The 20,234-nt window shown below is 63.8% G+C and carries 12 protein-coding genes and 4 pseudogenes; 7 read left to right on the forward strand and 9 right to left on the reverse strand.

Annotated features, from left to right (window positions below):
* Window positions 1-197 precede the first annotated feature (197 nt).
* Window positions 198-1,707 (forward strand): annotated as a pseudogene (locus ACSKB8_RS35110) (amidase).
* Between the two features lie 9 nt (window positions 1,708-1,716).
* Here ACSKB8_RS35110 and ACSKB8_RS35115 read toward each other — a convergent pair.
* A complete protein-coding gene (locus tag ACSKB8_RS35115; protein WP_091888566.1) occupies window positions 1,717-2,322 on the reverse strand; it encodes a TetR/AcrR family transcriptional regulator in 606 nt (201 codons plus the stop codon).
* 201 nt (window positions 2,323-2,523) lie between these two features.
* Between ACSKB8_RS35115 and ACSKB8_RS35120 the strand changes: the two genes are divergently transcribed.
* Both ACSKB8_RS35120 and ACSKB8_RS35125 read left to right on the forward strand, forming a co-directional pair.
* A complete protein-coding gene (locus tag ACSKB8_RS35120; protein WP_438109077.1) occupies window positions 2,524-3,768 on the forward strand; it encodes an efflux RND transporter periplasmic adaptor subunit in 1,245 nt (414 codons plus the stop codon).
* Window positions 3,769-3,945: 177 nt separating this feature from the next.
* Window positions 3,946-7,134 (forward strand): efflux RND transporter permease subunit, encoded by a 3,189-nt coding sequence (locus ACSKB8_RS35125; protein WP_438109079.1) that lies wholly within the window; start codon window positions 3,946-3,948, stop codon window positions 7,132-7,134.
* Window positions 7,135-7,701: 567 nt separating this feature from the next.
* On the opposite strand, the gene ACSKB8_RS35130 is transcribed toward ACSKB8_RS35125, so the two are convergent.
* The 4 genes and pseudogenes from ACSKB8_RS35130 to ACSKB8_RS35145 form a co-directional block, all read right to left on the reverse strand.
* Complete coding sequence (locus ACSKB8_RS35130) at window positions 7,702-8,124, reverse strand: hypothetical protein (protein ID WP_091888572.1); 423 nt, start codon at window positions 8,122-8,124, stop codon at window positions 7,702-7,704.
* Window positions 8,125-8,136: 12 nt separating this feature from the next.
* Window positions 8,137-8,358, reverse strand: coding sequence for a hypothetical protein (locus ACSKB8_RS35135; RefSeq protein ID WP_091888574.1), 222 nt, complete (start codon window positions 8,356-8,358; stop codon window positions 8,137-8,139).
* A gap of 110 nt (window positions 8,359-8,468) precedes the next feature.
* Window positions 8,469-9,286: pseudogene (locus tag ACSKB8_RS35140) on the reverse strand (lytic murein transglycosylase).
* A 38-nt stretch (window positions 9,287-9,324) separates the two neighbouring features.
* On the reverse strand, window positions 9,325-11,178 hold the full coding sequence (locus tag ACSKB8_RS35145) for a flavin-containing monooxygenase (protein WP_438109081.1): 1,854 nt from the start codon (window positions 11,176-11,178) through the stop codon (window positions 9,325-9,327).
* Window positions 11,179-11,353: 175 nt separating this feature from the next.
* Between ACSKB8_RS35145 and ACSKB8_RS35150 the strand changes: the two genes are divergently transcribed.
* Window positions 11,354-12,979 (forward strand): long-chain fatty acid--CoA ligase, encoded by a 1,626-nt coding sequence (locus tag ACSKB8_RS35150; protein WP_438109082.1) that lies wholly within the window; start codon window positions 11,354-11,356, stop codon window positions 12,977-12,979.
* 48 nt (window positions 12,980-13,027) lie between these two features.
* On the forward strand, window positions 13,028-14,239 hold the full coding sequence (locus ACSKB8_RS35155; RefSeq protein ID WP_438109084.1) for an acyl-CoA dehydrogenase family protein: 1,212 nt from the start codon (window positions 13,028-13,030) through the stop codon (window positions 14,237-14,239).
* A 763-nt stretch (window positions 14,240-15,002) separates the two neighbouring features.
* Here ACSKB8_RS35155 and ACSKB8_RS35160 read toward each other — a convergent pair.
* Together ACSKB8_RS35160 and ACSKB8_RS35165 are read right to left on the reverse strand one after the other, a co-directional pair.
* A pseudogene (locus ACSKB8_RS35160) lies at window positions 15,003-15,910 on the reverse strand (amino acid ABC transporter substrate-binding protein).
* Window positions 15,911-16,088: 178 nt separating this feature from the next.
* Complete coding sequence (locus ACSKB8_RS35165; protein ID WP_128946483.1) at window positions 16,089-16,508, reverse strand: nuclear transport factor 2 family protein; 420 nt, start codon at window positions 16,506-16,508, stop codon at window positions 16,089-16,091.
* 146 nt (window positions 16,509-16,654) lie between these two features.
* On the opposite strand from ACSKB8_RS35165, the gene ACSKB8_RS35170 reads away from it, so the two are divergent.
* Window positions 16,655-17,896: an amidohydrolase family protein gene (locus ACSKB8_RS35170; RefSeq protein ID WP_438109086.1), complete on the forward strand. Its 1,242-nt coding sequence runs from the start codon at window positions 16,655-16,657 to the stop codon at window positions 17,894-17,896.
* A 226-nt stretch (window positions 17,897-18,122) separates the two neighbouring features.
* Window positions 18,123-18,443 (forward strand): hypothetical protein, encoded by a 321-nt coding sequence (locus ACSKB8_RS35175; RefSeq protein ID WP_438109088.1) that lies wholly within the window; start codon window positions 18,123-18,125, stop codon window positions 18,441-18,443.
* Here the strand turns inward: ACSKB8_RS35175 and ACSKB8_RS35180 are convergent.
* Window positions 18,444-19,363 (reverse strand): annotated as a pseudogene (locus ACSKB8_RS35180) (DUF1932 domain-containing protein).
* On the reverse strand, window positions 19,363-20,232 hold the full coding sequence (locus ACSKB8_RS35185; protein ID WP_438109089.1) for a hypothetical protein: 870 nt from the start codon (window positions 20,230-20,232) through the stop codon (window positions 19,363-19,365). The pseudogene ACSKB8_RS35180 and the gene ACSKB8_RS35185 overlap by 1 nt, the downstream one beginning before the upstream one ends.
* Window positions 20,233-20,234 lie beyond the last annotated feature (2 nt).

Below are 20,234 nucleotides of genomic sequence, written 5' to 3' on the forward strand. Positions count from 1 at the left end.
TCGCAAGTCGAGCCGGCGCCGTTAACCGCTCAGAAGGCATCGCGGATCGCGACCGCCTCCGCCCCGACCGGCGGGCAGATCTGGTTCCCACAACGGCCGCCTTCTCATCCCATTCCCGAGATTGCATGTTCGATCCCCCGGACCAGTTCGCGGCCGGAAGAGCCTCGACACGACGATGAGAGACCATGGAGACCGTGATGCAACGAGCGCCGGCTGCAGATGCCGCTGACTTGGACTACGGCTCGATCAGCGCACTGCTGAGCGCCCTGCACGCGCGCAAGATCTCCGCGTCAGAGCTGCTCGCGCATACGATTGCGCGCATCGAGGCGCTGGACGGGCAGATCAATGCCATCATCGTCCGCGATTTCGATCGCGCGCGAGACGCCGCACGCGCCGCCGATGCCACGCTTGGCCGCGGCGAGCGGCGGCCGCTCCTCGGCATTCCCGTGACCATGAAAGAGCCGTTCAACGTCGCCGGCCTGCGGACGACATGGGGCTTTCCGCATTTCAGGGATTTCCAGCCAGCGGAGGACGCCCTGGTCGTCTCGCGATTGAAGGCGGCGGGCGCCGTCATCATCGGCAAGACCAACATCCCGATCGGCTTACGGGATTTTCAGAGCTACAACGATATCCATGGGACGACGAACAATCCGTCGGGACCTCGGCCGGTCGCCCGGCGGCTCCTCAGGCGGATCGGGCGCGGCACTGGCCGCAGGGTTCGGTCCGCTCTCGATCGGCTCGGATATCGGCGGCTCGATCCGGGTGCCTGCGCATTTCTGTGGTGTATTCGGACATAAGCCGAGTCTCGGCCTGGTCCCGCTGCGCGGATACAGCCTGCCGCCGGCACCGCCCGTCCCTAGCCAGGGGGACCTGGCTGTCATTGGGCCGATGACGCGGACTGCCGCGGACCTGGCGCTGGCGCTCGACGTGATTGCCGGCCCCGACGAGACGCGCGACGGGATCGGCTATCGCCTGACGCTTCCTGCTCCGCGACATGACCAGCTCAGGGATTTCAGAATCCTCGTGATCGATACCCATCCGCTGATGCCGACGGGCGAGGCCGTGCGTTCAGCCATTGGACGTTTGACCGAGCGGATCGAACGGTCGGGCGCACGAGTCGCGCGTTCAAGTGCGTCGCTACCCGATCTCGCCGAGTCCGCGCGGCTCTACATGAAGCTGCTGAACGCAGCGCGAAGTCCACGCCTGACACCGGCCGCCCTCGCAGAGGCGCAAGGCCTTGCCGCCGCGTTGACGCCCGACGACCGCAGCCTGGCGGCCGAACGCGCACGCGGCTGGGCCATCATCCATCGTGAATGGCTGGCGACCGACGCGGCCCGTCTGCAGCTGCAACAACGGTGGCATGAGCTCTTCCGCGAATTCGACGCGGTGATCTACCCGGCCGCTGCCGTGCCGGCCTTTCCACACGACCAGTCCGAGCCGTTCGATGCGCGGCAACTCGACATCGATGGAAAGCTCTATCCTTACGTCGATGCGTGCTTCATCTGGGCAGACCCCGCTTCGACCTGCGGACTGCCGGCAACCGCCGTTCCGATCGAGCGCACACCTGCGGGCTTGCCGATTGGCGTGCAGATCATCGGCCCCTATCTCGAGGACCGCACGACGATTGCGCTGGCTGGCCTGCTCGAGCGCGAGTTCGGCGGCTTTGTGCCGCCACCGTCACTGCCCTCAACGCAATTCGCGAAATAGCAAAGGCCGTTACGTTTTGTCGGCCGACTGCGCCTCGACCGCCTCTACGGCGACGCTCGCGACCTGCCGCAGCGCTTCGCGGTCCGCGCCTGAGGACGCCATCACGCCCATGCCGACCGCGACGGCCGAAACATAGCGCGCGAGCGCGGCGGGATCGGCGCCTTCCCTGAGATCGCCTTCGGCCTTGGCGCGAACAAAGCGGTCGCGGAGCTGGTCCTCGTTCTGGGCGCGGCGGGCGGCGAGCTCGAAGGGGACGTTCTCGGAGCCGGTGCCGCAGGCGATGCCGCCCTGCACGAGCAGGCAGCCGGGCGGGTTGGCGGGATCGGTCTGCTTGTCGGCGATACCCATCAGCATCCGCTCGGCGACGGCGCGGGCAGTCGGTGCTGCCACCACCTCGTCCATCCAGACGCCCCGCAGCTTGGTGTAGCGGTCGAGCGCAGCCTTCAGCAGGCCTTCCTTGTTGCCGAAGCAGGCGTAGAGACTGGGGGGATTGATGCCCATGGCCTCGGTGAGCTGGGCAATGGTGGCGCCCTCATAGCCGTGGCGCCAAAACACTTCCATCGCCTGGTCCAACGCCACCTCGGCGTCGAATTCGCGGGGGCGTCCCATGCCCATCTGCCTCTCTCCTCCGAATTCGCGTTCTGCTGGAAGCTTAACGCCAAATCCTATCTATTTGTTCTAGCTTTATTTTCTCTGCCGTCTTCCAATTCTTGCGGTATGCAGCTACAATTTTCTTAGCGAACGGTACATAAGTATCTTGCGCTGCGATTTCCAGCTCCACATCTGTAGTGAACACTACATATCTGGAGCGCGCAAATGCCCCCCTCCCAAAATACCGCCCGCACCGGCCGTTTTCGCCGCCTTCTCGGTGGCGTCGCCATCGTGGGCGCCCTCGCCGTGGCCGGTTCGATCGCGACCGGTCACTATTTTCGTACGGCCCAGGCGACCGCACCGGCTGCCGCGGCCGAACAAGCCGTTTCCGTCACCGTCGCGATGATTGAGCCACGGCAGACCGTGCTGTGGGACGATTTCTCCGGCCGGCTCGAGGCGATCAACCGTGTCGAGCTGCGCCCGCGCGTGGCTGGTGCGATCCTGTCGACCAACTTCACCGAAGGCGCGCTGGTGAAGGCCGGCGACGTGCTGTTCAAGATTGATCCCGCGCCGTACGCGGCCGAGGTCGACAAGGCCGCCGCCCAGCTCGAGGCCGCCAAAGCGCGCGTCGTCTTCACCCAGAGCGAGCTCGAGCGCGGCGCGCAGCTAGTCGGCAACGCCGTGGTGACGCGGCGCGATTTCGACCAGCGCGAGAATGCCAATCGTGAAGCGATCGCCAACGTGAAGGCGGCCGAGGCAACGCTCCAAACCGCAAAGCTCAATCTCGACTACACCGAGGTGCGCGCGCCCGTGGACGGTCGCGTCGGCAAGATCGAGGTCACCGTCGGCAATCTCGTCGCCGCCGGCACCGCCTCCCCGGTGCTGACCTCGCTGGTCTCGATCAATCCGATCTACGCCTCGTTCGATGCGGACGAAGAGGTCGTGCTGCGCGCGCTGAATTCCATTGCAGATGGCTCCGGCCGGCGCGGCAAGCTCGACCAGATCCCCGTGGAGATGACGACCTCCGGCGGCCTCTCGGCCAAGGGCCACATCCAGCTGATCGACAATCAGGTCAACGGCCAGAGCGGCACCATCCGCGTCCGCGCGGTATTCCAGAACGACGACGGCCGCCTCATCCCCGGCCAGTTCGCCCGCGTGCGCATGGGGCAACCGAAGCAGCAGACGCTGGTGATGATCGACGAACGCGCGATCGGCACCGACCAGGACAAGAAGTTCGTGATGGCGGTCGGTGACGACAGCCGCGCCGTCTACCGGCCAGTCACGCTCGGCGGTGCCGTCGATGGGCTGCGCATCGTCACCGCGGGCCTGAAGTCCGGCGACCGCATCGTGGTCAATGGTTTGCAGCGCGTGCGTCCCGGCGCCCTCCTCAAGACGGAGGTGGCGGCGATGGGAGCGCGAGGGCCGCAGCAGGCATCCAACCACAGCAATCAGGACGTGGTGCAACGCTAGTTACGTCGTTCCGGTTCGCGCGGCTTGTCGAGCCGAAGCTCGAAGAGCGAAGACGGAGCCGCGCGCCCGGAATGACGAAGTCATAACGACCAAGACATCGCATCTCGATTCCGGGTTCATGGGCGACACCTGCGTCCCGGACAACGGGAGAGTTGTCTCTCGCGCAGGGGCAAAGCCATGAATCTCTCAAAATTCTTCATCGATCGTCCGATTTTTGCCGGCGTGCTGTCGGTCCTGATCTTCCTCGCCGGCCTGATCTCGCTGTTCGCAATGCCGATCTCGGAATATCCCGATGTCGTGCCGCCGTCCGTCGTGGTGCGCGCGACCTATCCCGGCGCCAATCCCAAGGTTATCGCGGAGACGGTGGCGACGCCGATCGAGGAGCAGATCAACGGCGTCGAGAACATGCTCTACATGTCGAGCCAGGCGACCACCGACGGCGCGATGACGCTGACGGTGACGTTCCGCCTCGGCACCGACCCCGACAAGGCGACGCAGCTGGTGCAGAACCGCGTGCAGCAGGCCGAGCCGCGCCTGCCCGCCGTGGTGCGGCAGCTCGGCATCATCACCAAGAAATCATCGCCCGACCTCACCATGGTCGTGCACCTCTTGTCGCCGAACGGCCGCTACGACATGACGTATTCGCGCAACTACGCCGTGCTCAACGTCAAGGACCGGCTGGCGCGGATCGACGGCGTCGGCGACGTGCAGCTTTATGGTGCGGGCGACTATTCGATGCGGGTCTGGGTCGATCCGCAGAAGGCCGCCGAGCACGGCCTGACCGCGAGCGACATCGTCAAAGCGATCCAGGCGCAGAACGTCGAGGCCGCCGCCGGCGTGGTCGGCTCCTCCCCGAACGTCAGGGGTATCGACCTGCAACTGTCCGTCAATGCCGAAGGGCGGCTCGCGAATGAGGAGCAGTTCGGCGACATCGTGGTCAAGACCGGCGCGCGCGGTGAAGTGGTGCGGTTGCGCGACGTCGCGCGCATCGAGCTTGGCGCCTCCGAATACGGCCTGCGCTCGCTGCTCGACAACAAGCAGGCGGTGGCCATTCCGATCTTCCAGGCGCCGGGCTCCAACGCGCTGCAGATCTCCGACAACGTCCGCGCCACCATGGCCGAGATCAAGAAGAACATGCCGGAGGGCGTGTCCTACCAGATCGTCTACGATCCCACCCAGTTCGTGCGCTCCTCGATCGAGGCTGTCATCCACACGCTGCTGGAAGCGATCGCGCTGGTGGTGCTGGTCGTGATCCTGTTCCTCCAGACCTGGCGCGCCTCGATCATTCCGCTGCTGGCCGTTCCGGTGTCGATCGTCGGCACCTTCGCAGTGATGCACGTGTTCGGCTTCTCCATCAACGCGCTCAGCCTGTTCGGTCTCGTGCTCGCGATCGGCATCGTCGTCGACGACGCCATCGTCGTTGTCGAGAACGTCGAGCGCAACATCGAGGCCGGGCTGTCGCCGCGCGATGCCACGTATCAGGCGATGCGTGAGGTTTCCGGTCCGATCATCGCGATCGCGCTGGTGCTGATCGCGGTGTTCGTGCCGCTCGCCTTCATCTCCGGCCTCACCGGACAGTTCTACAAGCAGTTCGCGCTGACGATCGCGATCTCGACCGTGATCTCCGCTGTCAACTCGCTGACGCTGTCCCCGGCGCTGTCGGCGCTGCTGCTGAAAGGCCATAACGAGCCGAAGGACCGGCTGACGCTCATCATGGAAAAGAGCCTTGGCTGGTTCTTCCGTGGCTTCAACAAGGCCTTCACACGCTCCTCGGAGAACTACAGCGGCAGCGTCACCAGGGTGATCTCGGGCAAGGCCGCGGTGATGGGCCTCTACGCGGTGCTGGTCGGCCTCACCGCCCTCTTGTTCCAGCAGGTGCCGAGCGGCTTCGTGCCGGGCCAGGACAAGCAATATCTGGTCGGCTTCGCCCGCCTGCCCGATGGCGCGACGCTCGATCGCACCGAAGAGGTGATCCGCAAGATGAGCGACATCGCGCTGACCCAGCCTGGTGTCGAGAGCTCGGTCGCCTTCCCGGGCCTGTCGATTTCCGGCTTCACCAACTCGTCCAACGCCGGCATCGTGTTCTCGACGCTCAAACCGTTCGACGAGCGCAAGGATCCCTCGCTCAGCGGGCCCGCGATCGCGGCCGAACTGAACAAGAAATATGCCGGGATCCAGGAAGCCTTCATAGCCATGTTCCCGCCGCCGCCGGTCAACGGTCTCGGCACCATCGGCGGCTTCAAGCTCCAGATCGAGGATCGTGCCGGTCTCGGCTATGAGGCGCTGAACGAGGCGACCAAGGCGTTCATGGCGGCGATGCAGAAGGCACCGGAGATCGCCGGCGTGTTCTCGAGCTTCCAGGTCAACGTGCCCCAGCTGTTCGCCGACATCGACCGCACCAAGGCGCTCCAGCTCGGCGTGCCCGTGACGGAGGTGTTCAACACGCTCCAGATTTACCTCGGCTCCTACTACGTCAACGACTTCAACAAGTTCGGCCGCACCTATTCCGTCCGTGTGCAGGCTGATGCGCCGTTCCGCGCTCGCGCCGACGACATCAGGCAGCTCAAGGTGCGCTCGTCCTCGGGCGACATGGTGCCATTGTCGGCGCTGCTCAAGATTCGCCAGAGCGCGGGGCCGGAGCGCGCGATCCGCTACAACGGCTTCCTGTCCTCCGACATCAACGCGGCGGCTGCGCCCGGTTTTTCGTCGGGCCAGGCGCAGGAGGCGGCAACGCGGATCGCGGCGGAAGTGCTGCCGCCGGGCTTTGCCTTCGAATGGACCGACCTGACCTATCAGGAGTTCATCGCCGGCAATTCCGGCATCTGGGTGTTCCCGCTGGCCATCCTGCTGGTGTTCCTGGTGCTGGCCGCGCTCTATGAGAGCCTGACCTTGCCGCTCTCGATCATCATGATCGTGCCGATGGGCCTCTTGGCAGCGATGTTCGGCGTCTGGATCTCCAAGGGCGACAACAACGTCTTCACCCAGATCGGCTTGATCGTGCTCGTCGGCCTGTCGGCCAAGAACGCGATCCTGATCGTCGAATTCGCGCGCGAGCTCGAATTCGCAGGCCGCACGCCGATCCGCGCCGCGATCGAGGCGAGCCGGCTGCGGCTGCGCCCGATCCTGATGACGTCGATGGCGTTCATCATGGGCGTGCTGCCGCTGGTGCTCTCGACCGGCGCGGGCTCGGAGATGCGGCGCGCCATGGGTGTTGCCGTGTTCTCCGGCATGATCGGCGTCACCGTGTTCGGCCTGTTCCTGACGCCGGTGTTCTACGTGCTGCTGCGGACCGTCACCGGCATGAAGCCGCTGACGCATCACGGCAGCGACACCAGCGCGGCGCCGGTCCAGACTGTGGGTCACTAGATCAGGGAAATCCTCAAGAGCAGCAACACACGAGCACGGTCTTGCGAAAGACCGTCTCGTTGACGTGATGAAAGGCGATCACGCCGGCCGCGGAGCCGGCGACCGGCGCCATGATTTTGCTTCGCAACATGATGCGACGTCCGCCGGAGGCGCATGGCGAAAGAGGATGGAGAAGGACCAGATGTAGCGGGTCCGCGGAGCACAAAACAGGCCCGGGGGTTCCCGGCGAAACCCCTTTCCCGATGGGACGAAACACGCCTGAAACAGATGGCCGGTTAAGTGGTTGTCAAAATAAATACAGGGACGGCCACCATGCAATTCTTCCTCGACCTGATCTACGAATATTCATGCTGCCAGAATCTCGTCGCCCACCCGCTGCGGGAGGACGTGCTATGATCGAACTGATCTCTGCCCTGCTCGCCCTTTGCAGCATCGGCGTCTTCGCGGCGCATGCGCTGGACGCCTACCGCACCACACACTTCTGACAGACATCGTTGCCGAGTTCGCTCCACCTCTCCCGAGGGAGAGGTGGAGCCTCGTAGCCGGCTCGAATCCATCCTCCCGGCGCTAGAATGGGCGCCGGTAAAAGTGCTCGGAATGCGTTGCAGCAGGAAACCGATTGGCGAGCGCAAGCGCGCCCCTTTCGTCGGTCTCGAGCGCAATCTTCTGCGCCAGCATCACGTCGCCGGGCACGAGGAAGCCTGACGGGACGAAGCACCATCCCATCGTCGCTCGGCCTTCATCGTCGACTTCGTGGACGTTGGCTGCGGTGCCGTAGTGAATGCGATAGGTCTTGCCGGTGTCGCAGCCGACGACGTCGAAATACCGGTGCTGTTCGAATTGCGCGCGTTGAGCGGACGAGAGCCATTCGGCGAGCAGCCGGCGGCCCCGGGCATCCGGCGTGTTCTCGCCGAAGAAGCGCCGATAGAGTTCGCGCAGCGCATGCAGGCGCGCACGCGCCGGGCCGCGGAGCCAAACTGCCGCGATCATGATCAGCTCAGATCAACCGCCGACCAGGCGCGGATAGAACAGCGTTTCCTCCGCGGTCGGATCGAACGATCTGATACGAGTGACCTCGCCGGGTCCGGTTCGAAGCGCGGCGGTGAAGCCGGCTCCGGTCAGCTCCCGAAAGCGCCGTTCGGCTCGCGCCAGCGCTTCGGCATTGCCAGGATCAAACTCGTGGCGTGTATCGCCGGTCTGGTCCATCACAATCTGGGTTGCCATGTTGAGTCTCCTCATGCCCACCCCTGAACCTGATCAAAGCAAACGTCGTGCCGTCAGTTCCCGATGGCAACAACTTTCTCGCGCCGGCGCATCACGCCTTGCTGAACGACTTAGCGCGAGGCTGCCGCCCCTCCTCCTTCGTCGATCTGTCGACCCATCAGCGCAATCGCCTTCTGATAGACCCCGGCCGCATTCCAAGCCTCGATAGCGGCGAAATTCGGCTCGCCCGGCTGGTAACCGGCTCCTGCGCGCCAACCATGGGCTTTGAGGAAATTCGCCGTCGAATTCAGCGCGTTGGCAGCCACATCGAGATTGCCGGTGCCATAGGCCAGGATGTTCTTGGGCATGAACTGGGTCTGGCCGACCTCGCCATGCATGGAGCCGCGGGTCGATCCCGACAGCGTGCCGCGGTCGATCAGCTTCAAGGCGGCATAGAGCTGGTCGGTAAAGAATTCGGGACGGCGGCAGTCATAGGCAAGGGTCGCGATCGACGACAGCATGTTCTGGTTGCCGCGCTGGCTGCCGAATCCGGTCTCCATGCCCCAGATCGCGATCAGCGGCCCCGGCGGCACCCCGTAACGCTGCTGGATCGAGGCGAACAAGGCGGCCTGCGACTGCTTGAGCTGCCGTCCCTTGGCGACGATGGTGGTGGCGCCGCGCTTGGCAAGGAACTGGTCGAGTGTCAGCGAAAAGCTGCGCTGGCCGCGATCGGCTGCGATGGTTGCACTGGCATAATTGGCCTGCATCAGGGCCGACAGCGCGGTCGGGCCGATGCCCTTGCCCTGCGCCTCCGCACCGAATTCGCGCTTCCAGGCCTCGAACCCGGCGGGCGAGCTGCCGCATTGCGCGGCCTCGGCGGTGGGCGCCAGGCAACCAAGCAGCGCCATCGCGCCAAAAACCGCCCCGCAACGGCCCTGCCCCTGATCATACCCACTGTCTCCCGTCCTGACCAATCCGGGCGCGATCTTACCCGCTCGAAAGCGCCGACTCCATGGCGCGATCATAGGACAATTCGAGGCCTTCCAGATTGCCCTCCTTCCGCCATGTATCGAGCAGCCGCAGGAACGCCACAGGCCCGCGCCAATATTGGCTGTTTCTTGCCGCGATCGGATCGAGCACGCCTTCATTGTTGTAATAGCCGGGCGTGCATTCGGCGAGATAGGTCTGGCGGCCGAGCGCGGCCTTGACGACCTCGTCGACCCAGGCCCTTTCGGCCGCGAGCGTCGGCTCCAGCGTTCGCGCTTTGCGCTTGCGCGCTTCCGCGATGACATAGGCAATGTGCTGCGACTGCTCGTCGATGATGTGCGGAAAATTGGCGCTCTGGCCGGCCTGCACCGTGACGATCAGGAAGCAGTTCGGGAAACCGCGGCTGTAGAAACCGTGCAGCGTCTTGACGCCGTCGCGCCAGCGCTCGGACAGGCTGATGCCATCGCGGCCATAGACCTCAAAGCCCATGCGGCGGGCGTAATCAGTGCCGACCTCGAAGCCGCTGGCATAGATCAGGCAATCGAGCTCATAGGCCTTGCCGTCGACCACGACCGCATTCTCGGTGATGCGCTCGACCCCCTGCCCTTTGCTGTCGACGAGGTGCACGTTGGGACGATTGAACGTGTCGAGATATTCGTCGTGGAAGCACGGCCGCTTGCAGAACGCTTTGTACCAGGGTTTGAGCGCCGCAGCTGCCGCCTCGTCCTTAACGATCGCATCGACGCGGGCGCGGATCTCCTCCATCTTGCGGTAGTCGGCCTGCTCGATCACCCTGAGCGCCTCTTCCAGCGAGGTCACCGGCTGCGGCTGGCGACGCGGCGCCAGCAGGATCTCGCCGAGCAGACCGGTCCAGCCGTCCTGCACCAGATCCCGTTCGAACGGCTCGCCCGAGATCACGGCGGTGAAATTGTCCATGCGCTCGCGCTGCCAGCCCGGCCTGAGGCTTTGCGCCCAGGCTTGATCCGTCGGTCGGTCGTCGCGCACGCCGATCGCGGACGGTGTGCGCTGGAAGACGTAAAGCGCCTTTGCCGAACGGCCGAGATGCGGCACGCATTGCACGGCTGTCGCACCGGTGCCGATGATGCCGACGCGCCTGTCGGCAAGGCCGGTGAGACCGCCCTCCGCAGTGCCGCCGGTGTAGTCATAGTCCCAGCGGCTGGTGTGAAAGCTGTGGCCTTTGAACGTCTCGATGCCGGGAATGCCCGGCAGCTTCGGCCGGCTCAGCGGGCCGCCGGCGAGAATGACGAAGCGCGCGCGGATGCGATCGCCGCGATCAGTCTCGACCAGCCAGCGCGCCTCCTGCTCCTGCCATTCCATCCGTGAGATGATGGTCTGAAACAGCGCACGCGCGTAGAGATCGAAATGACGGCCGATGCGGCGGGAGTGCTCGTAGATTTCCGGAGCCCGCGCGTATTTGCGCACCGGCATGTAGCCGGTCTCTTCCAACAGCGGCAGGTAGATGTAGCTCTCGGTGTCGCAGGCAGCTCCAGGGTAACGATTCCAGTACCAGGTGCCGCCGAAATCGGCCGCCTTTTCCACGATCCGGAAATCGTCGATGCCGGCCGCGCGCAGGCGCGCACCGCACAAGAGGCCACCGAAGCCGCCACCGACGATGAGCACTTCGGTCTCTTCACTGACAGGTGCGCGCGTGAAGCCGGGATCGGCCCAGGGATCGTCGAGATAGCGAGCGAAGTCGCCTGATACCTCGACATACTGTGCCTTGCCTTCGCTGCGCAAACGGCGGTCGCGCTCGTCGCGATAGCGCGCACGAAGGGCGGAGATATCAACCGTAGATTCGCCCGCTGCGCGGGTCTTGTGTTTTTCCGCTGACATTCGTCTCCTCCACGGCACACACCGCTGCGCCGACCGTTCGCATGAAGTTAGCCCTGAAAAAGTGCGGCATGCAATCACGCGGCTTCTTTTTTGCGTGAACGTCGCGGGGCGTTCCGTTAACCTCGCGCGTAATCACAAGCGTGCGCATGCAACGACGTGGCGTCTGGAGGAGACCATGCAGGGATTGATGATGGACATGCCGCTCCTGATCAGCGGCCTGATCCAATATGCCGCCGACTATCACGGCGAGGCTGAGATCGTCGCGCGCGAGATCGAGGGCGATATCCATCGCTACACCTATGCTGACGCCCATCCGCGCATCAAGCGCATGGCGCTCGCCTTGAAGCGGCTCGGCATGAGATCCGGCGATCGCGTCGGCACGCTGGCCTGGAATACCCACCGCCATTTCGAGATGTTCTATGCCGCGCCGGGCATGGGCTATGTGCTACACACCGTCAACCCGCGGCTGTTTCCCGAGCAGCTCGTCTACATCATCAACCACGCGGAAGACCGGCTGCTGTTCATCGACCGGGCCACGCTGCCGATCGTCGAGGCGATCGCGCCGCAACTATCGAGGATCGAGGGCTACGTCGTGATGTCCTCGCGCGAGCGAATGCCGGAGACGAAGCTGGCGAACGTGCATTGCTACGAGGAGCTTCTGGACAGCGAGAACGAGGCCGGTTTCGCCTGGCCCGAGTTCGACGAAAAGTCCGCCTCCACCATCTGCTACACGTCGGGCACGACGGGCAATCCCAAGGGCGTGATCTATTCGCACCGCGCCGCGATCTTGCAGACCATGACCTGCTGCAGTTTCGACTTCCTGCCGGGCCATGTCGAAGGCGTGCGCGAGGTGATGATGCCGATGGCGCCGCTGTTTCACGGCAACGGCTGGAACATGCCGTTCACTGCGCCCTATACCGGCTCCAAGCTGGTGCTGCCCGGCCGCAACTATGAGCCGGACAAGCTCTATGAGTTGCTCGAAGGCGAGAAGGTGACGCTGTCGGCGGGCGTGCCGAGCTTCTGGCTGATCCTGCTCGACTGGCTCGGGCGCACCGGCAACAAATTCTCGACGCTGCGCGCAACGCTGTCGTCGGGCTCGGCCCCGCCGCGCGCGATGGTCGAGAAGCTCAAGCGCGACTACAATATCGACTACATCCAGGCCTGGGGCATGACCGAAGCCTTGGGCTGCTCGATGCCGGGCTTGCGGCCCGGCTCGGAGCACCTCAGCGAGAACGAAAAATTCGACCGGCGCCAGGTGTCCGGCCGCGCCTGTTTCGGCACGGCCTTGCGCATCGTCGATGACGCCGGCAATGAATTGCCGCGTGACGGCAAGACCGTCGGCCATCTGCGCGCTCGCGGCCCGTGGGTCGCCTCCGGCTACATGAAGCTAGAGGAAGGCCTCGACCGCGACGGCTGGCTGATCACCGGCGACATGGCCGTGATCGACAGCCAAGGCCACGTCACGCTGACCGATCGCTCCAAGGACGTGATCAAGTCCGGCGGCGAATGGATCTCCTCGATCCAGCTCGAGGACGTCGCCTTGTCCCATCCCGATGTGCTTCAGGCCGCCGTGGTCGCGATATCGCACGACAAATGGCAGGAGCGCCCCCTGCTCCTCGTCGTCCGCAAGAAGGGCGCGACCGTCGACGGCAAGGGTCTGCTCGACCACATGCGCCCGAAGATTGCGAGCTGGTGGCTGCCGGACGCTGTCGAATTCCTGGACGAATTTCCGATGACCGGCACCGGCAAGGTGCTCAAATCCGCGCTGCGCGAGAAGTTCAGGGAATACCGCGTCGCGTGAGCCGCCGCGCTCGGAACAAATGCCGTCCACCGATCAATGAGACGAAAAATGCTCTACCCGATGTCGCCAAAAGTCGTCGAGCTCAAGCGCAAGCTCGAGAGCTTCATGGACCGTCACGTCTATCCGAACGAGGACCGCTTCTATCGCGAGGCGGAAGAGCTCGGACCGTGGAAGATCTATCCCGTCGTCGAGGAGCTGAAGCCGCTGGCACGCGCCGAGGGGCTCTGGAATCTGTTCCTGCCGGAGTCGAGCCGCGGTGCGGGTCTCACCAATCTCGAATATGCCCCGCTCTGCGAAGTGATGGGCCGCTCGCACCTTGCGCCCGAAGTATTCAACTGCTCGGCGCCCGACACCGGCAACATGGAGGTGCTGGAGCGCTACGGCACCGAGAAGGACAAGGAGCGCTGGCTGAAGCCGCTACTCGCGGGCGAAATCCGCTCCTGCTTCGCCATGACCGAGCCGGCGGTCGCATCATCCGATGCGACCAACATCGAAAGCTCGATCGTGCGCGACGGCGACCATTACGTCATCAACGGGCGCAAATGGTATACGACCAACGCGACCGACCCGCGCTGCAAGATCTGCATCTTCATGGGCAAGACCGATCCTGACAATCCGGACCGGCACAAGCAGCAATCCATGATCCTGGTGCCGATGGACACACCGGGCATCGAGGTGAAACGTCCCCTCCCCGTGTTCGGCTTCTACGGCGTGCCCGACCGCGCCTCCGAGGTGGTCTTCACCAACGTCCGCGTCCCGAAGGAAAACATGCTGCTCGGCGAAGGCCGCGGCTTCGAGATCGCGCAGGGCCGTCTCGGCCCCGGCCGCATCCATCACTGCATGCGGCTGATTGGGCTATCCGAACGCACGCTGGAAAAGATGTGCCGCCGCGTGCGCAGCCGCGTCGCCTTCGGCAAGCCGGTCTCGGAGCAGACCGTGACGCAGGAGCGCATCGCCGAAGCGCGCATCATGATCGAGCAGGCCCGGCTGCTGACGTTGAACGCGGCTTACGCGATGGACACTGTCGGCAACAAGGTGGCGAAGGCCGAGATCGCGATGATCAAGGTCGCCGTGCCCAACATGGCCTGCCAGATCATCGACTGGGCGATTCAGGCCCATGGCGGCGGCGGGACCTCGAACGATTTTGGACTGACACAAGCGTACGCCACCGCACGGTTGCTGCGGCTCGCGGACGGGCCGGACGAGGTGCACAGGAACCAGATCGCGCGGTTCGAGCTGAAGAAATACTCGAACGCCTAAGGAGGCGTTGGCTCATGGTGCTGGAGAATACGCATTGGGGATCGCAGTCTAATCGACGCTTGGCGGCTCCTGGGTGGATCCAGACACACGCTGCTTCGAAATTCCTTCGAGTATCGCTCCGAAGATTATGATCGGCAGATAGAATGCAAGCATGATCGTATTCCTCCTGCTGTGACCTGCAGGTCAAGTTCCTCAAATTGAAATTCGCCCGCCTCGGAACATTGTCGTCACTTGCATAGACTAGCGACCCGAACCGCTGCGAATATCAAGAACGCATCGCGTCAATCGCATGAGCGATCAGAACGACTGCGCTCGCGGCAATGAGAAACGCAAACAACCAACTCACGTCCGCCTCCAATCCCGGAAGTGAACGCGCTCATCCATGCACAGTCAAAAGCCATCGGCCTGGAACCGCTATTCAGCGGCTCGCTGATGCTTCGCAGCAACAAGTGCATCCGCTGTCGGCCCTATCGGCAGAATGCCAAAAGGAGCAACGTGCCAACGACGCAGGTTGCTAGGACTAAAAACCAAACGCCCATACAGCTTCCCCGACTCACATACGCCAGTCAGGATTAGCCCTACGATTTGGCATTGAAACGCTTGTTGCCGGTTTTTCCCCAAGCCAAGCGTGATCCATCTGCTCGCTGCGTTAGTCCAATACCTCTATCGTCGCCGAACGTCGCGAATGGCGAGCGGCGCGCTGATCCTCAGCCCGGCGCACTGTCTTCACCTCTCCTTACGGGAGGTGAAAGCCGCCCTCGCCTCAGTTCACCACATAGACATCAGGATCGGCGCTCGAGCTCGGCTTCTTGAAGGCGTTGCGCAAAGCCGGCGACATCGGGACGTTGTAGTTGAGGCCGTTCGGCGGCGTCGGCGATTGCAACCATTTCTTGTAGAGCACCTCGATCTCGGGGCTTGCATAGAGCTCCGCGGTCGCGCGATCGGCGAGCGCCTTGAACGGCGCATCCTCCCGCCGCAGCATGATCCCGTAAGGCTCCGGCTTCGAGAACGCCTCCTCGCTGATCATGTAGAGCTGCGGCTCCTTCGATCGCGCGATCGCGACCGCAAGCTGGACATCGTCGAGCGCATAGGCCTGGGCGCGGTCGGTCTCCAGCAACAGGAAGGCCTCGGCCTGATCCTGGCCGGCATCACATTGATGCCGAGATTGCGTTCGGTGTTGACCTTGGCGAGTTGCGTCAGGTTGACCGAGCCGGCCACCGCCGTGACGGCCTTGCCCTTGAGATCGTCGATGGTGTTGATCTTGGCCGCCTTCTTCGCCGCGAATCGCGTCGCGCTGAGGAAGTGCGTGTTGGTGAAGGCGACCTGCTTCTGGCGATCGGCGTTGTTGGTGGTCGCCGAGCAATGCAGATCGAGCGTGCCGTTGACCATCAGCGGAATCCGGTTCGACGACGTCACCGCGAGCGTGTCGATGGCGATGTCGGGCATGCCGAGCTGCTTCTTCACGGCGTCGACGATTCTGAGACAGATATCCATGGCAAAGCCGACCGGCTTCTGGTTGCCGTCGAGATAGCTGAACGGGACCGAGGCCTCCTGATAGCCGAGCGTGATCTTCTTCGTCTCCTTGATCTTCTGGAGCGTGCCCGACAGGTCTTCGGCTGACGCTGCGCCCGCAAGACATGTCAGGGCCAGGATAATTGTGGGTAGACGCATCGGGTGCTCCTCAAGGCGCTTGCGCCTCCATGCCGGGCGCAATCACGAGCGTTGATAGCGCAGGCACGCGCCAGCCGCCAGACGGGCTTGCGACTAGCAGCTATCGCGGCTTTCGATATGATGCGCGGCAGTTCGTCTCCGCAGAAAGCGAGCTTCGCCTCTCGGCCCCGAGAAGGGCTTACGCGTCGATGCCGCGCTGGACCAGGATGCGCTCGGCGCTGTCGTTCCAGACATCCATCTTCGTGATCTTGCCGTTCCGCACCACGAAGCGGTCGACGTAGCGGTTGCCTTCGAAGGCAGTCCCGTCCTTCCATTCGCCATACAGCGTTCCGACGCTGTACACGATGGTCTCGCCATGACCCGGACAGACGTCGAACCGGTCCATCTTCTTCTTGACCCAGCGGTAGCGTTTGGCGTTGAAGGCGGTAGGCCCCCGGGGATGGTCGAACTCGCGGCCACCCGTGAACGTGATGATCGTGCCCGGCGCGACATAGGCTGCCGCGGCATCGGGATCAGGAATCATCGATGCCGTGAGATAGGCCTTCACGATCTCGGCGTCCGACAACGATCCGGTCTCGGCTTCGGCGGTTACGGACATGGCGCATTCTCCTTACTTTGGCGGATACTATCGCCGACCTCTCGGAATGCATGCATATATTTTGAACATCTGCCCTGCTGCTCTGGGGCCCTCCGACCCCGTGTCGCGATTGACTGCGGCATTCTCCCGCCGCAAAAGTCGCTGCCATGAGCACGCAGACTGCCTTCGACCTGATCCTTCGCCGCGCGTTGTTGCGATCATCCGCCGCACCCGTCGATATCGGCGTGAAGGATGGCCGCATCGCCGCGATCGAACCGCGGCTCGTCTGCGACGCGGTCGAGGTTGATCTCGGCGGCCATCTCGCTTTGCCCGGCTTCGTCGATACCCACATCCATCTGGACAAGGCCTGCCTGCTCGGCCGCTGTGGGCATGACCACGGCAGCGTTTCGGACGCCATCCGCGCCGTTGCCGGGATGAAGCGCGAATTCACGGTCGAGGACATCTATGCCCGCGGCGCCCGGGTGCTCGAACGTGCGATCGTGCACGGCACGACGCGCATGCGCACCCATGTCGAGATCGATCCGCGCATCGCCTTGCGCGGCTTCGCGGCGGTCAAGGCGCTGAAGCGCGATTATGCCTGGGCGATCGATCTGTCGCTCTGCGTCTTCCCACAGGAGGGCCTGACCAACGACCCCGGAGCTGAGGAGTTGCTGATCCAGGCGCTTCGCGACGGCGGCGAGGTGATCGGCGGCTGTCCCTATACGGACACCGACCCGATCGCCCATCTCGAACGCATTTTCGATCTCGCGCAGGAATTCGATATCGATGTCGACCTCCATCTCGATTTCGATCTCGATCCCTCCTGGTGGCACCTCGATGAGGTCTGCCGCCAGACCGAGCGGCGCAATTATGGGGGACGCGTGGCGATCGGTCACGCCACGAAGCTCTCGGCGTTGCCACCCGAGCGGATGAAGGCTGCCACCGCGCAGCTGGCGACATCAGGCGTTGCCGTCACCGTGCTGCCCGCGACCGACCTCTATCTGATGGGGCGCGAGGCCACCCACAATGCGCCGCGCGGACTGACGCTCGCCCACAAGCTCGCAGGCGACGGCGTGTTGTGCTCGGTTGCCACCAACAATGTGCTCAATCCCTTCACGCCGTTCGGCGACGCCTCGCTGCTGCGGATGGCGAACTTCTACGCCAATGTCGCGCACGCCTCCGTGGGCGATTTCGACACCTGCCTCGATCTCGTGACCGAACTGCCGGCCCGGCTGATGAACCTTGGCGATTACGGCATCAAGGTCGGCAACCCCGCCGATCTCGTCGTGCTCGATACGCGAGACAGCCGCTTCGCCATCGCGGAGCTGCCTGACGTCGTGATAGGCTTCAAGGCGGGCCGACAGACATTTGAGCGCCAGCGGCCGAATCTGTTCCGCCCCCAGAGCTGACGTCGCAGGGTCGCACCATTCACAGGCGAGGCCGGCCCGCCGCTTCCAGCGGTAAGATTGTCGGGATGCGTACCTGGCTGTTGACGAATTCCGTTCGACTATACCGCCGATCCAGCCAAAGTCCGGTAGAATCCGGACCGTAGCCCTACGCGTTGCAAGGCCCACCGCGCTCACCATAACTAGGACTTTGCACTGATCATTTGCGTGCGATCGGGAAAGTATGGATATGTTCAGCGCATTCAGCAGCATCGACTATCATTCCATCCAGGCCAGAACGCCCACCGATCGCGCGGTGAAGCGGCTCGACGGCATCGGCCTTGTTCTGTCGGATCTCGATATCTCGGGAATCCAGACGCAGGACGACGTCAACCGTACGCTCTGGACGCTCGACGCTGCCAACAAATGCGTTCGCGCGGTGCTGGCCGAATTCCGCACGCAACCGGCCACGGAACAGCTCGCCCGCAAAGCACGAAATCTCACCAACTTGATCGAACGCGCCCGCGACCAAGTCGTGAGCTTCCAGGCCGGCGATGCGGTCGTAGGCTGATTATTTTGCGCGATTGATCTTCGCGAGGATCCGGTCCGCCTCGGTGCGCCAATCGGCGCTGCGGGCGAATTCCTTGGTGCCCCTGGCGCCGAACAGCCCTTCATCGGCGAGATCGGCCACCCAGGCCTGCCGCTCAGCCGTGCCCTGCGCGGACCACGGCGTCAGTCCCGCCTCGCGCACGGTCTCGGCGACCTCACGCACTTCTTCAGCGCGACGGCGGCCGTGCTCGATCACGCGCTGAAAGAAATAGGCACCCTGCTTCTCCCAATTGATGCCGGAAAGGTTTCCGCGAGCGACGCCAGCACGGCATCCTCCACGCCATAGGCACGCGCCGTGGTGAAGCTCTCAATGACCATGGCTTCCAGGCCCTTGATCATGATGCTGCGGCACATTTTCACCGCCGAGGATACACCGAGCTTGTCGCTGGCAACCTTCGCCGCAAAGCCGATCGCATTCAGAAGCGGCTCGAGCTCCTTCGCGCCGGGGCCGCCGAGCAGCAGCGGCACCTTGATGCGGTACGGCGGCACCGAGGTCATCACCGCGCCCTCGACATAGCGACCGGCAGCGCCATCGATCAGCGCAGCAGCGCGCTGCTTGGCGCCCGGTGAAGCCGAATTGAAATCCAGGAACCAGGTGCCCTGGTTAATCGCGGCCGCACAGGCTTTCGCCACCGGAACAGCCTGGCTTGCCGTGACTGCCGAGACGATGAAATCGGATTTCGCGGTCAGCTCGGCATGAGAGGCTGCAAGCACCACACCGAATTTCGCCGCATGCTCCTGCAGCGAAGCGCCCTGCTCGCCTCCAAGCTTGATGTCATAGGCGGCGACCTTGATGTCCTGCTGGCGCAAATCCTCGGCCAAGATCCTGCCGACCTCGCCATAGCCGACCAGCCCGATCTGCCATCGCCTCGGATCCGCCATCAGTTCAATCCCCGTGTCGTTTCATCGAAGAGCTCCTCGACCGCGTAGCGGCGCGGGATCAGCGCCTGCTGGAACGCGTAGTCGACGATCAGCTCCAACGGTTTCCTGTTCGCTTCGATGCCAAACGGAACAAGGTCCGGCATAGCCGCGGCTCCCACCTGTTCCTTGTTTCGCTTGAGCAGATCATAGACGCCTGCGACCACGTCGGGGCGTGATCTGGCGAGCTGCTCGGTCACGACCACGAAATGATTGACCGGCACGACGCCGCGCCGGGCGCACCATTTGGCGGCTTCCGCGGCGGGATCAGGGAATAGCGGCTTCAGCTTGGGATCATCAGAGGTCTCACCGAGGACGGCGTCGAGCTCGCCGTCGAGCAGCATCTGGAGGATCTTCTTGTCCTTCGGGGCGCGCTCGGTGGTGTCGACATATTCGGCGACGTGCGGATCCTCGAACGTCACCCAGCGGATGTTGTCGAGATTGACGCCGTAGTCGTTGGCGAGGATGCCCCTGATCCAGGCGCCGGTCGTGGTCGTAAACGAGCGGATGCCGACGCGCTTGCCCTCGAGGTCGGACGGGCCGAGCGTTCCTCTCGCGGGATTGTAGAGCGCGTAGGCATGCTGGAAGCGGCCGAGCATGGTGGCCGGCAGCAGCACCAACGGCTTGCCGTGCGCCTTCGCCATCAGATAGGTCACGATTGCCATCTCGCAGACGTCGAACGCCTGCTCGCGCACCATCGGCTTGAATGCCGTGTTGGTCGGCACATACTCGACGAAGTCGAGGTCGAAAAGGTCGGAGCGGAGCTCGCCGCTCTTCACCGCCTGGACATGGAGGTGATTGCCGAGCACGGCCTTCAGCTTGAGACGATCCATCC

Origin of the sequence: Bradyrhizobium sp. BR 1432 (genome assembly GCF_051547705.1) — a bacterium.
GTDB lineage: Bacteria > Pseudomonadota > Alphaproteobacteria > Rhizobiales > Xanthobacteraceae > Bradyrhizobium > Bradyrhizobium zhanjiangense.

What these genes read in the sequence shown, in the direction of transcription:
- ACSKB8_RS35115 (WP_091888566.1), bottom strand. Translation starts at nt 2,322, where the DNA reads ATGGGCATGGGACGCCCCCGCGAATTCGACGCCGAGGTGGCGTTGGAC.
- ACSKB8_RS35120 (WP_438109077.1), top strand. Translation starts at nt 2,524, where the DNA reads ATGCCCCCCTCCCAAAATACCGCCCGCACCGGCCGTTTTCGCCGCCTT.
- ACSKB8_RS35125 (WP_438109079.1), top strand. Translation starts at nt 3,946, where the DNA reads ATGAATCTCTCAAAATTCTTCATCGATCGTCCGATTTTTGCCGGCGTG.
- ACSKB8_RS35130 (WP_091888572.1), bottom strand. Translation starts at nt 8,124, where the DNA reads ATGATCGCGGCAGTTTGGCTCCGCGGCCCGGCGCGTGCGCGCCTGCAT.
- ACSKB8_RS35135 (WP_091888574.1), bottom strand. Translation starts at nt 8,358, where the DNA reads ATGGCAACCCAGATTGTGATGGACCAGACCGGCGATACACGCCACGAG.
- ACSKB8_RS35145 (WP_438109081.1), bottom strand. Translation starts at nt 11,178, where the DNA reads ATGTCAGCGGAAAAACACAAGACCCGCGCAGCGGGCGAATCTACGGTT.
- ACSKB8_RS35150 (WP_438109082.1), top strand. Translation starts at nt 11,354, where the DNA reads ATGCAGGGATTGATGATGGACATGCCGCTCCTGATCAGCGGCCTGATC.
- ACSKB8_RS35155 (WP_438109084.1), top strand. Translation starts at nt 13,028, where the DNA reads ATGCTCTACCCGATGTCGCCAAAAGTCGTCGAGCTCAAGCGCAAGCTC.
- ACSKB8_RS35165 (WP_128946483.1), bottom strand. Translation starts at nt 16,508, where the DNA reads ATGTCCGTAACCGCCGAAGCCGAGACCGGATCGTTGTCGGACGCCGAG.
- ACSKB8_RS35170 (WP_438109086.1), top strand. Translation starts at nt 16,655, where the DNA reads ATGAGCACGCAGACTGCCTTCGACCTGATCCTTCGCCGCGCGTTGTTG.
- ACSKB8_RS35175 (WP_438109088.1), top strand. Translation starts at nt 18,123, where the DNA reads ATGTTCAGCGCATTCAGCAGCATCGACTATCATTCCATCCAGGCCAGA.
- ACSKB8_RS35185 (WP_438109089.1), bottom strand. Translation starts at nt 20,232, where the DNA reads ATGGATCGTCTCAAGCTGAAGGCCGTGCTCGGCAATCACCTCCATGTC.